Source organism: Methylobacterium sp. Leaf361, from assembly GCF_001424445.1.
GTDB lineage: Bacteria > Pseudomonadota > Alphaproteobacteria > Rhizobiales > Beijerinckiaceae > Methylobacterium.
In genome coordinates this window covers 139,449-153,069 of record NZ_LMPY01000034.1, presented here as the reverse complement: position 1 = coordinate 153,069, position 13,621 = coordinate 139,449, and the positions used below count along the sequence as shown (strand labels likewise).

The 13,621-nt window shown below is 72.2% G+C and carries 12 protein-coding genes; 4 read left to right on the top strand and 8 right to left on the bottom strand.

Translation table 11 applies throughout. From position 1 onward, the window contains the following. Nucleotides 1-23 precede the first annotated feature (23 nt). The 5 genes from ASG32_RS21435 to ASG32_RS21415 form a co-directional block, all read right to left on the bottom strand. Complete coding sequence (locus ASG32_RS21435) at nucleotides 24-233, bottom strand: cold-shock protein (protein WP_020094851.1); 210 nt, start codon at nucleotides 231-233, stop codon at nucleotides 24-26. A gap of 207 nt (nucleotides 234-440) precedes the next feature. Beyond that, on the bottom strand, nucleotides 441-1,106 hold the full coding sequence (locus ASG32_RS21430) for a 5-formyltetrahydrofolate cyclo-ligase (RefSeq protein ID WP_244492116.1): 666 nt from the start codon (nucleotides 1,104-1,106) through the stop codon (nucleotides 441-443). Between the two features lie 352 nt (nucleotides 1,107-1,458). Beyond that, entirely contained in the window at nucleotides 1,459-2,304 is an 846-nt protein-coding gene (locus ASG32_RS21425; protein ID WP_056530473.1) for a substrate-binding domain-containing protein, read from the bottom strand. Then, nucleotides 2,277-2,987 carry an ATP-binding cassette domain-containing protein gene (locus ASG32_RS21420; RefSeq protein WP_056530471.1) on the bottom strand — a complete coding sequence of 237 codons (711 nt, stop codon included), beginning with the start codon at nucleotides 2,985-2,987 and terminating at the stop codon, nucleotides 2,277-2,279. Before ASG32_RS21420 ends, ASG32_RS21425 begins: the two co-directional genes overlap by 28 nt. After that, on the bottom strand, nucleotides 2,984-3,679 hold the full coding sequence (locus ASG32_RS21415) for an ABC transporter permease (RefSeq protein ID WP_020094847.1): 696 nt from the start codon (nucleotides 3,677-3,679) through the stop codon (nucleotides 2,984-2,986). Before ASG32_RS21415 ends, ASG32_RS21420 begins: the two co-directional genes overlap by 4 nt. Nucleotides 3,680-3,903: 224 nt before the next feature. Between ASG32_RS21415 and ASG32_RS21410 the strand changes: the two genes are divergently transcribed. The 3 genes from ASG32_RS21410 (at nucleotide 3,904) to ASG32_RS21400 (ending at nucleotide 7,465) form a co-directional block, all read left to right on the top strand. Next, nucleotides 3,904-4,995 (top strand): molybdopterin-binding protein, encoded by a 1,092-nt coding sequence (locus ASG32_RS21410; RefSeq protein WP_056530469.1) that lies wholly within the window; start codon nucleotides 3,904-3,906, stop codon nucleotides 4,993-4,995. Then, nucleotides 4,992-6,971 carry a molybdopterin biosynthesis protein gene (locus ASG32_RS21405; protein ID WP_056530467.1) on the top strand — a complete coding sequence of 660 codons (1,980 nt, stop codon included), beginning with the start codon at nucleotides 4,992-4,994 and terminating at the stop codon, nucleotides 6,969-6,971. The genes ASG32_RS21410 and ASG32_RS21405 overlap by 4 nt, the downstream gene beginning before the upstream one ends. A gap of 164 nt (nucleotides 6,972-7,135) precedes the next feature. Beyond that, entirely contained in the window at nucleotides 7,136-7,465 is a 330-nt protein-coding gene (locus tag ASG32_RS21400) for a winged helix-turn-helix domain-containing protein (RefSeq protein WP_082557992.1), read from the top strand. Between the two features lie 263 nt (nucleotides 7,466-7,728). Here the strand turns inward: ASG32_RS21400 and fdhF are convergent, their stop codons facing one another. The 3 genes from fdhF to ASG32_RS21385 all read right to left on the bottom strand — a co-directional run bounded on the left by fdhF (nucleotide 7,729) and on the right by ASG32_RS21385 (nucleotide 12,849). Next, entirely contained in the window at nucleotides 7,729-10,698 is a 2,970-nt protein-coding gene (gene fdhF, locus ASG32_RS21395; RefSeq protein ID WP_056530465.1) for a formate dehydrogenase subunit alpha, read from the bottom strand. Nucleotides 10,699-10,753: 55 nt separating this feature from the next. Then, nucleotides 10,754-12,472 (bottom strand): NAD(P)H-dependent oxidoreductase subunit E, encoded by a 1,719-nt coding sequence (locus tag ASG32_RS21390; RefSeq protein WP_056530463.1) that lies wholly within the window; start codon nucleotides 12,470-12,472, stop codon nucleotides 10,754-10,756. Between the two features lie 62 nt (nucleotides 12,473-12,534). Beyond that, entirely contained in the window at nucleotides 12,535-12,849 is a 315-nt protein-coding gene (locus ASG32_RS21385; protein ID WP_056530459.1) for a hypothetical protein, read from the bottom strand. Between the two features lie 250 nt (nucleotides 12,850-13,099). Between ASG32_RS21385 and mobB the strand changes: the two genes are divergently transcribed. Then, entirely contained in the window at nucleotides 13,100-13,618 is a 519-nt protein-coding gene (gene mobB / locus ASG32_RS21380) for a molybdopterin-guanine dinucleotide biosynthesis protein B (RefSeq protein ID WP_056530457.1), read from the top strand. Nucleotides 13,619-13,621 lie beyond the last annotated feature (3 nt).

Genomic DNA, 13,621 nt, shown 5'->3' with positions numbered 1-13,621 from the left:
ACAGGCCACTCGTCGCGCGGTGCTCAGCCAGCCTTCAGGTTGGCGGCGCTCTCCTTGCCGCTGCGGCGGTCCGCCTCGACGTCATAGGAGATCTTCTGACCCTCGTTGAGGGAGCGAAGGCCCGCACGCTCGACGGCCGAGATGTGAACGAACACGTCCTTGCCGCCATCGTCGGGCTGGATGAAACCGTAGCCCTTGGTCTCGTTGAACCACTTCACGGTGCCTGTAGCCATGGCTGTATCCTGGTCGTCACCGGCTCGCCAACGTGGCGGGCCGTGACGCCTGAACGAGCCGCCGCGGCCGCCTGTTCCAAGGGCACTCGCGATCAGGAGCCTCGGCTGAGACCCCCGCGCCCTCATCCGCCGACCTCAGGCCGAACGGTCCTGGGCCAGGCTCTGCCGAGCCGGCCAGCGCGGGCACCGGCCCGCTCCGCGGCGCGATCAGGGTCGCTCCGTGCGGGGCCAGACGCCGCCTTCCGTCACGATGATGTCCATGGGGACGTCGTGCGCCTGCGGGTGGATCGTCGCGAGCCGCGCGAGCTCGAAGCCGACGCCGATGACCCGCGGCTTCGTCGACCTGGACGCGATGGTCCGGTCATAGAAGCCGCCGCCGTATCCCAGGCGGTACCCTGCCTGATCGAAGCCGACGAGCGGCGCGATCAGGACGTCCGGGTCGACAATCTCGCCCTCTGCGGGAACGGGTATATTCCAGACGCCGCGGATCATGCGCTCGCCCGGCGACCAGACCCGGAACTGGAGCGGGCGCGCCTTCTCGACGACGACCGGAAGCGCCAGTCGCGCCCCGCTTCCGCGCAGCTCCGTCAGGAGGGATCTGGGATCGAACTCGCCCCTGAAGGGCCAGTAGAGACCGATCGATAGGCCCGATGCCGAAGGTAGAGCGGCTCGGAGACCCTGCTCGATCCGCTCGCTCCGGGCGGCGCGGTCCTGGGCGGAGATGCCGACCCGCCGCGCGATGAGCGCGGCGCGGGTCTCCTTTCGCCACTGCCGCACGCTCGGCCAGTCGGATGCGGCGCTCTCAGGACCGCAGGGTTCGGAAGGCCGAGGCTCCGCCGCCGGGCTGACGAAGTCGGGGCCGAGCTCGTGCATGAAGCAGGGTGGAGAGCTGTACGCGCCGAACGCGGAGTGTTCGGGCGCCGCGGGTTCCGGGGGCGTCTCAGGCCGCTCGGTTGAATGCCCGACCACGATGATCTCCCTCGCGACGGTGGACCCGCACAGTCCTGGGTGACCTCGGCCAAACGCGCGCTCGGCACCTCCGGTTCGGTGAAGCGGATCGCGACGTCCCGCGCCGTTCCGACCCGGCCGGCCATCGTCCCTGGCCGGTCTCCGAGCGGCACGATGGCGAATGCCGGCGAGATCCGCCGCCCACCCTCGCGGGTGCCCGGGACGGGCAGGCGCGCGCGTCGACGGCGGTCCGGCGCTTCGACCCGGGGATCCCCGGTCAGCGCGTCACGGGCGCGCTGGCGCTCGGGAAGAACAGCTGCTCGCCGCCGACCTTGTAGCCCGCGATCGCCTGCTGCCCCTCCGGTGAGACGAGCCAGTCGATGAAGGCCTGTCCCTGCTTCGCCTTCACGCCGGGGTGCCTGTCGGGATCCACCAGCATCGCGCCGTAGGGGTTGAACAGGCTCCGGTCCCCCTGGACCAGGATGACCAGGTCGGCGCGGTTCTTGAACGCGAGCCAGGTCCCCCGGTCGGCGAGGATGTAGGCGCCGAGGGCCGAGGCCGTGTTGAGCGCGGGCCCCATGCCCTGGCCGACATCCCGGTACCAGGGGCCGCGCACGGCCGCGAGATCGACGCCCGCCTCCTTCCAGCTGCGCAGCTCGGCGCTGTGGGTGCCCGAGCGGTCCCCGCGCGACACGAACGCCGCCTTGCTGGCCGCCAGCTTGGCGAAGGCCTCGCGCACGCCCAGGCCGCGCACGCCGGCCGGATCGGAGGCCGGGCCGATCAGCACGAAATCGTTGTACATCACGTCGTACCGCCGCTTCGCGAAGCCCTCGGCGAGGAACTTGTCCTCGGCCGGACGGTCGTGGACCAGGACCACGTCGGCATCGCCGCGGCGCGCCGCGTCGAGCGCCTGTCCCGTGCCCAGGGCGACGACCTTCACGTCGATCCCGGACGTCTCCCGGAAGAGCGGGAGGATGTGCTTGAACAGGCCGGACTGCTCGGTCGAGGTCGTCGAGGCGACGACGATCGACACCGGTTCGGCCTCGGCCGGCGGCAGGACGCCGGCCGCGCTCAGGAACGCGGCCAGTCCCAGGGTCAGGAGGCGGCGACGAAAGGCGTCCACGGCAATTCCCCAGCGAGGTAGGCCCGCGCCTCGGACGTCCGGGGCGAGAACAGGATCTGTCGGGACGGACCATGCTCGACGGCGCGGCCCGAGGCCAGCACGATCACCGCGTCGGCGAGGCGCGCCACCTGCCCGAGATTGTGTGAGACGAGCACGACCGTGGTGCCCGCCCGCGCCATCGCGGACACCAATCCCTCGACGATCTCGGTCGAGGCCGGGTCGAGGTTCGCGGTCGGCTCGTCGAGGAGGAGCAGGCCGGGGCCGACCGCCCAGGCGCGGGCCAGCGCCAGCCGCTGCTGCTCGCCGCCCGAGAGCCGCGTCGCCGGATCGCGGGCGCGCTCGGAGAGGCGGACGCGGGCCAGCGCCTCCTCCACCCGCGCGGCCCGCGCAGGACGGGGCAGGTCTCCGAGAGCCAGCGCGACGTTCGCGGCCGCGGTCGCGCGGATCAGCGCCGGCCGCTGGAACACGAAGGCCCGCCGGTGCGGGGCGACCTGCACCGTGCCACCGTCGGGTCGCAGGAGCCCGTCGACGACCCTCAGGGTGACGCTCTTGCCCGCCCCGTTCGGGCCGATGACGGCCGTGACGCTGCCCGCAGCGACCTCCAGGCAGAGACGGTCGAGCACCGTCCGACCGTCGAGGACCAGGGTCACGTCCTCGAGGCGGATGGCCGGTGTCGCGCTCATCCGTACACCCGCGCGGCGTGCCGGCGGAGCAGGGCCACGGCGACGTTCACCACCAGAACGAGGCCGATCAGCACGAGGCCGAGCGCCAGGGCGAGGCTGAGATCGCCCTTCTGGGTCTCCAGGGAGATCGCCGTCGTCATCGTGCGGGTATACCCGTCGATGTTCCCGCCGACGACGAGGACCGCGCCGATCTCCGAGATCGCCCGGCCGAACGCGGCGAGCGCGGCGGTCACGAGGGAGAAGCGCACGTCGTAGATCATCGCCGCGGCCTGACGCGGTGCTGAGAGGCCGAGGGAGCGCAGCTGCTCCCCGAGATGCACCCGGGCGTCGGCGACGACCTGCTGCGTCAGGGCGGCGACGAGCGGGGTCGCGAGCGTCGCCTGCGCGGCGATCATCGCGGCGGGGGTGAACAGCAGGCCGAGCGGTCCGAGCGGACCGGAGCGGGACAGGACGAGGTAGAGCGCGAGGCCGACGAGCACCGGCGGCAGCCCCATGAAGGCGTTGAGCAGGCCGACCGCGGCGCCGCGTCCGGGGAAGCGGGCGACGGCCAGGAACGCACCCAGGGGTATACCGAGCACGAGACCGATGCCGACGGCGGTGAGGCTGACACGCAGCGACAGCCACGCGATCGCCAGCACGTCCCGATCCAGGCTGAACAGGCGGGAGAGGATGTCCTGAAGCGTCTGCATCATGCGCCCGGGCCGGTCCTCGGGAATCGGACGAGGCGGATGGCGAGATCAGCCGTCGAGGCCGACCTCGTGACGCAGGTTCGGCGGAATGGACCTGTCATGCCTGTCAGCGGAGCGCGTGCGGATAGGCGGCGAGCATATCGCCCGGGGCGACCGTTGTCGTGTCGGCGGGTCGGCCGCCGCGCCGGCCCTTGATCATCGAACCCGGATGGCGCATCGCCGCCACGATGATCCGGAATGCGTCCTCGGCGCTGATCCCGCTTCGGGAGGCGGCGATCCTGCTCAGCGGCGCGGCGGCTCCCGTCGAACCCGCGACCGTCCCGCTTGCAGCGGCGCTCGGACGCGTCGCCGCGCGAGCGGTCGTCGCGCACGCCGCCGTGCCCGCGGGCCCGACGGCGATGCGGGACGGCTTCGCGGTCGAGGCCGCCGCGGTGGGCGGCGCGTCGGCCTACGCGCCGATCTTCCCGGCGCGACCGCCACCCTGGGTCGAGGCTGGACAGCCGCTGCCGTCGGGCACCGATGCCGTCCTGCCCCCGGAGGGATTCGCGGACGGCATGGTCATCGCGGACATCGCCCCGCGGGAGGGCGTGCGCGGAGCGGGGGAGGACGTCGCCGCCAACGCGCGGCTGATCGAGGCCGGCACCCGGATCGAGCCACTCCACCTGCTCGTCCTGGAGGCGGCCGGCCTGGAGGCGGTCGACGTCCGTCAGCCGCGCTTGCGCGTCGTCACCGCCGGGACGTCCAGCCTCGATACCGTGTCGCCCCTGCTCGGGCGTCTGATCGCGCGGGCGGGCGGGGCGACCGAGGCGGTTCGCGCCCGGGGAGTCGAGGAGATCGCCGAGGCCATCCGCGGCGGCACGGCGGACGCGGTGCTGGTGGTCGGGGGCAGCGGTTTCGGCCGCTCGGACCACAGCGCGGCGGCCCTCGCCCGCGCCGGAGACGTCCGCGCGCACGGCATCGCCCTGCGGCCCGGGGAGACCACCGCGGTCGGCTCCGCGGCCGGCAGGCCGGTCCTCCTGGTGCCCGGGCCTCCCGAGGCGGCGCTCGCCGCGTTCCTGGCCCTCGGCCGTCCGCTCATCGCGCGGCTCGCCGGCGCGCGGGAGCGCTCGCCGCGGCGGCACGCCCTCCTCCGGAAGATCGTCTCGTCGATCGGTCTGTCCGAGGTCGTCTTCGTCCGGAGCGGGTCGGACGGCGTGGAGCCGCTGGGCGGAGCCGGCCTTCCGCTCGGTCGGTTGGTGCAGGCGGACGGCAGCGTCGTGGTCGAGCCGGAGAGCGAAGGCTTCCGGGCCGGCGAGGAGGTAGAGGTTTGGGCCCTGTGAGCGCCGACGCGGACCGTGACGGGGCGGCGGATTTCGTCGCGCGCCTCGCCGCGGCCTCGAGCCAGGAGCAGTTCCTCCGGGTGATGAGCCGGGACGACGCGCTCGCGCGATTCCGGGCGGCGGTCCCGCACGCGCGCCTGCCGTCCGAGACGGTGTCGTTGGACGACGCGCTCGGGCGCGTTCTGGCCCGCGACGTCGCCTCGCCCATGGACGTCCCGCCCTTCGACCGGTCCCTGGTCGACGGTTTCGCCCTGCGCGCGACCGACACGGAAGGCGCCGGGCCGGCGAGCCCGCGGCGTCTCACGCTGAACCGCGAGATCCTCGCCTGCGGCGTCGCGCCGGCCATCGTCGTCCAGCCGGGTACGGCGACGCCGATCGCCACCGGCGGCGTGATCCCCCGCGGCGCCGACGCGGTGGTGATGGTCGAGCACACGGAGTTCGACGCCCGGAGCCTCACCGTCGATGTCCTGACCGCGGTGCGGCCGGCGCAGTTCGTGGGCTATGCCGGGGCCGACATGGCCCGCGGCGAGACGGTGCTGCGCGCGGGAACGCGGATCACCGCCCGCGAGATCGGCATGCTGGCGGCGTGCGGCCTGGCGGCCGTCGACGTCACCGGACGTCCGCGGGTCGCAATCCTGTCCACGGGAGACGAGCTGGTCGCACCGGGCGAGCCCCTGCCCGAGGGCGCGATCTACGATTCGAACGGCGCGATCATCGCGGCCGCGGTGACCGAGAACGGCGGGGAGCCGGTTCGGCTCGGGATCGTGCGCGACGAGGCTTCCGTCCTCGAGGCCGCCCTCCGGTCCGCCCTCCGGGACAGCGACCTCGTCGTGCTCTCGGGCGGCACGTCCAAAGGCGCCGGCGACGTGTCGCACCGGGTGCTGTCCCGCCTCGGCGAGCCGGGAATCCTGTTCCACGGCGTGGCCCTGAAGCCCGGGAAGCCGCTCTGCGTGGCGGTGGCGCAGGGAAGGCCGGTCATCGTCCTGCCGGGGTTCCCCACCTCCGCGATGTTCACCTTCCACGACTTCGTCGTGCCGTACGTGCGGGCGCTCGCCGGGTTGCCGCCGCGCGAGGACGAGACGGTCGCGGCGCGCGTGTCCCAGCGGGTGCCCTCCGAACTCGGCCGCACCGAGTTCGTGATGACCTCCCTCGCCCACGGTCCCGAGGGGACGATCGCCCTGCCGCTGCCGAAGGGCTCGGGTTCGGTCACCGCCTTCTCGCAGGCGGACGGCTTCTTCGCGGTTCCGGCCGCGCGCGCGGGCGTCGAGGCGGGGGAGGGCGTCGCCGTGGTCCGCCTGGGCGCCGGCGTGCGGGCGCCCGACCTGACGATCGTCGGCAGCCACTGCATCGGCCTGGACCGGGTGGTCGGCCTGCTCGGCGAGCGAGGGTACCGCGCCCGCACCATCTGGGTCGGGTCAGCCGGCGGCCTCGCCGCCCTGCGGCGCGGCGAGTGCGATGTCGCCGCCATGCACCTCTTCGATCCCGAGACGGGCCGGTACAATGCCCCGTTCCTCACCGAGGGCCTGTCCCTCGCGCCCGGGTGGCGCCGCCTCCAGGGCGTCGTGTTCCGCCGCGGCGACGCCCGGTTCGAAGGGCGCGACGCCGCGGACGCGGTCGCCGCGGCGCTCGCCGACCCCGACGCCGTGATGGTCAACCGCAACGCCGGATCGGGCACGCGCCTGCTCGTGGACGGGCTGCTGAACGGTGCCCGGCCGGCGGGGTTCTGGAACCAGCCGCGCTCGCACAACGCCGTCGCCGCGGCGGTCTCGCAGGGCAGGGCGGACTGGGGCGTGGCCATCGCGAGCGTCGCGGATGCCTACGGGCTGGGCTTCCGCCCGCTGACGGAGGAGGCCTACGACCTCGCGTATCGCGCGGACGCTCGGGAGATGCCGGCGCTCGCGGCCTTCCTGAGCCTGCTGGGCGAGCCCGGGACGGCCGCCGCGCTGCGCGCTCTGGGCTTCACGCCCGCCGCGTGAGCCGCGTGACGCGCGCACCGTTGGCTGGCCTCGACGGAACGGGACGGACGATCCTGTCGCCCGCCGGGATGATCGACGGGGCCGTTTCGCGTAGGGACGCCTGCGAGGCGCTGGGGCCTCCAGCGAAGCGGCGGTGTGCGTTGGGCGAGGACACGAGCATCAGTTTGCGGATCGAGCTCGGCTCGGACACCCTGCTGGGACCGGGCAAGGCCGCCCTCCTGAGCGGCATCCGCGACACCGGCTCCATCGCCGCGGCGGGGCGCCGGATGGGCATGAGCTACAAGCGAGCCTGGTACCTCATCGACACGTTGAACAAGGCGTTCCAGGAGCCGCTCGTCTCCGCGAGCAAGGGCGGCCGCCGGGGCGGCGGGGCGGTCCTGACCCGCACGGGCGACGCCATCCTCGACAGCTACCTGCGCATGGAGCGGCTCGCCTCGGAGGCCGTGGCGGGCGAGCTCGACCTTCTCGCCTCGCTGATGAAGGTCGATTCGTAGGAGCGACGCGCTTAGGCGCGCGTCCGTCGGGAGCGGCCTCTCGAGGTCGGGCCTCGGCTTCGGTCTGTGCAACCCGCTCCGTCATCGCGAGCGCAGCGAAGCGACCCAGGGCTGCGCGACATCTGCCGGCGTCGCGCCGACTGGATTGCTTCGCTGCGCTCGCAAGGACGGCACCGGGCTGATCAATTGGAAACAGTATCAGCCCGCTGTCCGCCGCCAGGGTCCGGCGGCACGCCTGGGCGCGCCGCCGGAGGTCACGCCGCCTACTCGGCGGCCATGGCCGTGTGGACGGCGGAGGCCCGGGCCGCGCAGAACTTGAACTCCGGGATCTTGCCCATCGGGTCGAGCGCCGGGTTCGTCAGCAGGTTGGCCGCGGCCTCGGCGTAGCAGAACGGCATGAAGATCATGCCGACCGGCACGTCGCGGTCGGAGCGCACCTTCAGGTGGACGGCGCCGCGGCGCGTCTCCAGCTTCATCGTGTCGCCGGGCTCCAGCCCGAGCCGGTAGAGCTCCTTCGGGGCCATGAAGGCGACCGCCTCGGGCTCCAGCGCGTCGAGGACGCCGGCGCGCCGGGTCATCGATCCGGTGTGCCAGTGTTCGAGCACGCGGCCGGTCGACAGGACCATCGGGTAGTCCTCGTCCGGCAGCTCGTCCGGGGGCACCACGGCGGCCGGGACGATCTTCGCGCGCCCGCTCTCCGTGGGGAAGCCGGCGTAGAAGATGATCTCGTTGCCGGGCTGATCCGGCGCGTCGACCGGGTAGGTCACGGCGCCCTCGCGCTCCAGGCGCTCCCAGGTGATGTTGTTGAACGACGGCATCACCATGGCCATCTCGCGGAAGATGTCGGCCGGGCCGCCGTAGTTCCAGGGCAGGCCGAGGCGCTTCCCCAGTTCCTGGATGATCCACCAATCCTGCCGCGCGTCGCCCGGCGGGGACACCACCGGCTGCGAGATCTGCACGCGACGGTCGGTGTTGGTGAAGGTGCCGGCCTTCTCGGCGAAGGCGGAGGCCGGCAGCACCACGTCGGCGTGGAAGGCGGTCTCCGTCAGGAACAGGTCCTGCACGACGAGGTGGTCGAGCATCGCCAGGGCGTGCCGGGCGTGGTTCAGGTCCGGGTCGGACATCGCGGGGTTCTCGCCCTCGACGAACATGCCCTTGATCTCGCCGGCGTGGATCGCGCGCATGATCTCGACGACGGTGAGGCCCTTCTGCGGGTCGAGCTTCTGACCCCAGAACTCCTCGAACATCTCCCGCACCGCGGCCTTCTCGACCGACTGGTAGTCCGGGTAGACCATCGGGATCAGGCCGGCATCGGACGCGCCCTGGACGTTGTTCTGGCCGCGCAGCGGATGCAGGCCGGTGCCGGGGCGCCCGATCTGCCCCGTGACGAGGGCGAGCGCGATCAGGCAGCGCGAGTTGTCCGTGCCGTGGACGTGCTGGCTGATGCCCATGCCCCAGAAGATGATCGAGGACTTGGCCCGGGCGTAGAGCCGGGCGACCTCGCGCAGGGTCTCCGCGTCGATGCCGCAGACCGAGGCCATCTTCTCCGGCGTGAACTCGACGATCTTCTCTTTGAGCGCCTCGAAGTTCTCGGTGTAGCCGGCGATGTACTGCTCGTCGTAGAGCCGCTCCTCGATGATCACGTTGAGCATCGCGTTGAGCATCGCGACGTCCGAGCCGGGCTTGAACGCGAGGTGCCTGTAGGCGTGCCGCGACAGCACCTGCCGGCGCGGGTCCATGACGATCAGCTTGGCGCCGCGCTGCTTCACGGCGTTCTTGAGGAAGGTCGCCGCGACCGGGTGGTTCACGGTCGGGTTGGCGCCGATCACGATGATGACCTCGGCGTCGAGCGCCGCCGAGAACGGCGCCGACACGGCGCCCGAGTTCAGCCCCTCCATGAGGGCGGCGACCGACGAGGCGTGGCACAGCCGGGTGCAGTGGTCGACGTTGTTCGAGCCGAACCCGAGCCGCACCAGCTTCTGGAAGAGGTAGGCCTCCTCGTTCGAGCCCTTCGCGGAGCCGAACCCGGCGAGCGCCTTGCGGCCATGGGTGTCGCGGACCGTCTTGAGGCCGCCGGCGGCGCGGTCGAGCGCCTCCTCCCAGGTCGCCTCGCGGAAATGCGTCCACGGGTTGGCCGGGTCGACCTGGTCGTTGGCGTCCTTCCGGACGTTGTCCAGGCGGATCAGCGGCGCCGTCAGGCGGTGGGGGTGGTGGACGTAGTCGAAGCCGAAGCGGCCCTTCACGCAGAGCCGGTTGTGGTTGGCCGGGCCGTTCACGCCCTCGGCGTAGACGATCCTCTCGTCCTTCACCTTGTAGGAGACTTGGCAGCCGACGCCGCAATAGGGGCACAGCGAGGTCACCTCGCGGTCGGGATAGACCGTCCGGGTGTTGTGCTCGGCGTCGAGGTAGGCGGACGGCATCAGCGCGCCGGTCGGGCAGGCCTGGACGCACTCGCCGCAGGCCACGCAGGTCGAGCCGCCCATCGGGTCGTCGAAGTCGAACACCACCTTCGCGTCGGCCGAGCGGTAGGCCATGCCGATCACGTCGTTGACCTGGACCTCGCGGCAGGCGCGGACGCAGAGGTTGCACTGGATGCAGGCGTCGAGATTGACGCTCATGGCCGGGTGGCTGAAGTCGCCGGTCCAGCGCTCGGCCGCGGGGAAGCGGCTCTCGGACACGTCGAGGAAGTCGGCCTGCACCCAGAAGTGCGAGGTCGGGTCGTGCGAGGTCGCGCGCTCGGGCTGGTCGGCCACGAGCAGTTCGAGCACCATGGCGCGGGCCTTGGTGGCGCGCTCGGTCGCGGACTTGACCTTCATGCCCACGGCCGGCGTGCGCTTGCACGAGGCGGCCAGCACGCGCTCGCCCTCGATCTCGACCATGCAGGCGCGGCAATTGCCGTCCGGGCGATAGCCCGGCTCGGGCTTGTGGCAGAGGTGCGGGATGTGGGTGCCGAGGCGCTTGGCGACGGCCCAGATCGTCTCGCCGGGGGCGGCCTCGACCTGCTGGCCGTCGAGCTCGAACGCGATGGTCGGGGGGGCGGTCGGCCGCTCCTTCAGATCGTGCAGGCCCGACGGCTCCGGGGCCGCCTGGCCGCCCGCCTTCGCGCCTTCCGAGTAGGAGCCGCCGGCTCCCGGCTTCGGGCCCGGCGCGGGGCCGCCCGCATCCTGCAGCCCGTCGGCCCGGATCTCGGGCTTCTCGGTCTTGTCGCCGCGCTGTTCGGGGGCGTTGCTCATGCGGCCGCTCCTGGCTCGGACATCGGGATAGAATTGGCCGGTACCATCGGTTGCCTCACTCGGCAGCCGCGGCGCGCGGGGCGGGGAACAGGTCCGGGAAGTACTTGATGACGCTGCTGAGCGGGTTCGAGGCGGCCTGGCCGAGGCCGCAGATCGAGGCGTCCCGCATGCACTGGGACAATTCGCCCAGGAGCTCGGTGTCCCAGACGCCCTGCTCCATCAGGATGCGGGCCTTCTGGGTCCCCGAACGGCAGGGGGTGCACTGCCCGCAGCTCTCGTCCTCGAAGAACTTCATCAGGTTCAACGCGGCGCCGCGCACATCGTCCCGGTCGGACAGGATCACGACCGCGGCGGAGCCGATGAAGCAGCCGTACTTCTCCAGCGTCCCGAAATCGAGCGGGATGTCGTTCATCGACGCCGGCAGGATGCCGCCCGACGCGCCGCCCGGCAGGTAGGCCGCGAAGGTGTGGCCCTCCGCCATGCCGCCGCAATACTCGTCGATCAGTTCCTGGATGGTGAGGCCGGACGGGGCGAGCTTCACCCCCGGCTCCTTCACGCGCCCCGAGACCGAGTAGGAGCGCAGGCCGACGCGGTCGTTGCGGCCGTGGCTCTTCCACCAGTCGCCGCCCCGCTCGATCAGGTCGCGGACCCAGAACAGCGTCTCGATGTTGTTGATCAGCGTCGGACGGTTGAACAGGCCGACCTGGAACGGGAACGGCGGCTTGTGCCGCGGCAGCCCGCGCTTGCCTTCGAGGGACTCGATCAGCGAGGATTCCTCGCCGCAGATATAGGCGCCGGCGCCGCGGCGCAGGTGGATCCGCGGACCGCCCCCGGGGAGATTCGCGATCTCGCGCGTCAGGATCTCGCGGGAGATGGGATACTCGTCGCGCAGGTAGATGTAGACCTCCGGCGCCTCGACGACGTGGGCGCCGATCAGCATGCCCTCGAGGAAGCGGTGCGGGTCGGTGTTGAGGTAGAGCTGGTCCTTGAAGGTGCCGGGCTCGCCCTCGTCCCCGTTCACCGCCATCAGCCGGGGCCCGGGCTCGCCGCGCACCGAGCGCCACTTGCGCCCCGTCGGGAAGCCCGCGCCGCCGAGGCCGCGCAGGCCGCCGTCGTCGAGCACCTTCAGGACGTCGTCGACCGGAAGGTCCCCGCTGCGGAGCCGGTCGAGGGTCGCGTACCCGCCGGCGGCCCGATAGGCCTCGTAGTCGACGTAGTCCGGGACGTGGGCGTGCGTGTCGCCGGCCTCGACCGCGGCCCGCACGGAGGCGAGGTCGGCCTTGTGCAGGAAGTTGTGCCCGACCTCGACGGCGGGCGCGTGGTCGCACAGGCCGACGCAGGGCGCGCGCACGACGCGGACGGCGTCGGAGGCGAGTTCCCGCTGGAGCGTCTCCAGCAGCTCGTCGGCGCCGAACATCGCGCAGGTGATGCTGTCGCAGACCCGGACGGTCAGCCGCGGGATGGCGGCATCACCCTCCTTCACGACGTCGAAATGCGCGTAGAAGGTCGCGGTCTCGAACACCTCGGCGAAGGCCAGGGCCATCTCGTCGGCGAGCGCCGCCAGGTGCTCGGCGCTGATCTGGCCGTAGGTGTCCTGGATCAGGTGCAGATGCTCGATGAGCAGGTCGCGCTGGCGCGAGCGGGAGCCGAGAAGCGCCTCGATCTCGACCTTCGCCCGCGGCTCGACCTGGCGCCCCTTGGGGACGCTGCGCGCCTTGTTCCGCCCCCGGCCGGGATGCGAGAAAGTCCTGACTGTCCCCGGTGCCTCACTCATGCGGTATCTGATTTCCAACTGCTGGGACGGGTGGTCGCGGTGTCCTGAGGTCCGGTCGGAGGCTACTGGCCGCCGAAGGCCCGGAGCGGCTGGCCGGCCTCGGACCGCGGCTTCATCGTGGCCGCGCCCGTCGCCTCGTCCAGGGACGTGACCCTGGGTCCGACGACGGAGCGCAGCTCGGTCTCGAACGCGTCGAGGGCGTCGTTCAGGCGGTCCATCAGCGAGCCCGGCGCGTCTCCGGCCGGCGACGCGGCCGCCTGGGCGAGCGCGTCGCGGACCCGGCCGGCGAGCTCCTGCGTGAGCGGCGGCTTCGCGTCGGCGCAGTAGGCGTCCGTCACGATGGCGGCCCAGTCCGCCGCGGAGGATGCGTCGCCCATGCTCAGGCCTGCGCGATCGAGAGACGGTTGAAGTCGTGCATGGCGTGCCCGTTCGGGTCCGTTGGCGTGGCGCTCGCTCGTGGCATACCAAATGGCAGCCGTTATAGCGGAGGTGTTATATCGTTTTTGAAGTCGTTTCAATTTGCGTGACGCCGGGGCCGCGCGTCCCGGCGGCGCGGCCGACGCTTGCCCTGAGCCCTCGCGCGGGGCAGTGGGAACGGCACGAGAGGGGCTGTCAGCGGTGTCCGGCATGCGCGTAATCGGACTCGCCGGGTGGAGCGGGGCCGGCAAGACCAGCCTGCTGGTCCGGGCCATCCCCCTGCTCGTCGCCCGCGGGGTGCGGGTGGCGACCATCAAGCACGCCCATCACGACTTCGACACGGACTGGCCCGGGAAGGATTCCTACGAGCACCGCAGGGCGGGCGCGAGCGAGGTTCTGATCTCGTCGGGCCGCCGCTGGGCCCAGGTCCACGAGCTGCGCGACGAGCAGGAGGCGAGCCTCGGCCAGCTCCTGCGGCGGATCAGCCCGTGCGACCTCGTCGTCGTGGAAGGGTACAAGCGGGAGCCCATCCCCAAGATCGAGGTCCATCGCGCCGAGAACGGCCGCCCGCCCCTCCATCCGCTGGACACCACCATCGCGGGCATCGCGAGCGACGTCGCGTTTCCGGCCTCGGGCATTCCCGTCGTAGATCTGAACGACGCGGCGGCGGTGACGGGGCTGATGCTCGACGTGGCCGTTCCCTTCGAAGACGTCCTCGGGAGGCTCTAGCCG

Bases quoted from the DNA above. Each gene is read 5' to 3' on its own strand.
- ASG32_RS21430 (WP_244492116.1), bottom strand. From the start codon at position 1,106: ATGCACGAGCTCGGCCCCGACTTCGTCAGCCCGGCGGCGGAGCCTCGG.
- ASG32_RS21435 (WP_020094851.1), bottom strand. From the start codon at position 233: ATGGCTACAGGCACCGTGAAGTGGTTCAACGAGACCAAGGGCTACGGT.
- fdhF (WP_056530465.1), bottom strand. From the start codon at position 10,698: ATGAGCAACGCCCCCGAACAGCGCGGCGACAAGACCGAGAAGCCCGAG.
- mobB (WP_056530457.1), top strand. From the start codon at position 13,100: ATGCGCGTAATCGGACTCGCCGGGTGGAGCGGGGCCGGCAAGACCAGC.
- ASG32_RS21390 (WP_056530463.1), bottom strand. From the start codon at position 12,472: ATGAGTGAGGCACCGGGGACAGTCAGGACTTTCTCGCATCCCGGCCGG.
- ASG32_RS21385 (WP_056530459.1), bottom strand. From the start codon at position 12,849: ATGGGCGACGCATCCTCCGCGGCGGACTGGGCCGCCATCGTGACGGAC.
- ASG32_RS21415 (WP_020094847.1), bottom strand. From the start codon at position 3,679: ATGATGCAGACGCTTCAGGACATCCTCTCCCGCCTGTTCAGCCTGGAT.
- ASG32_RS21420 (WP_056530471.1), bottom strand. From the start codon at position 2,987: ATGAGCGCGACACCGGCCATCCGCCTCGAGGACGTGACCCTGGTCCTC.
- ASG32_RS21410 (WP_056530469.1), top strand. From the start codon at position 3,904: ATGATCCGGAATGCGTCCTCGGCGCTGATCCCGCTTCGGGAGGCGGCG.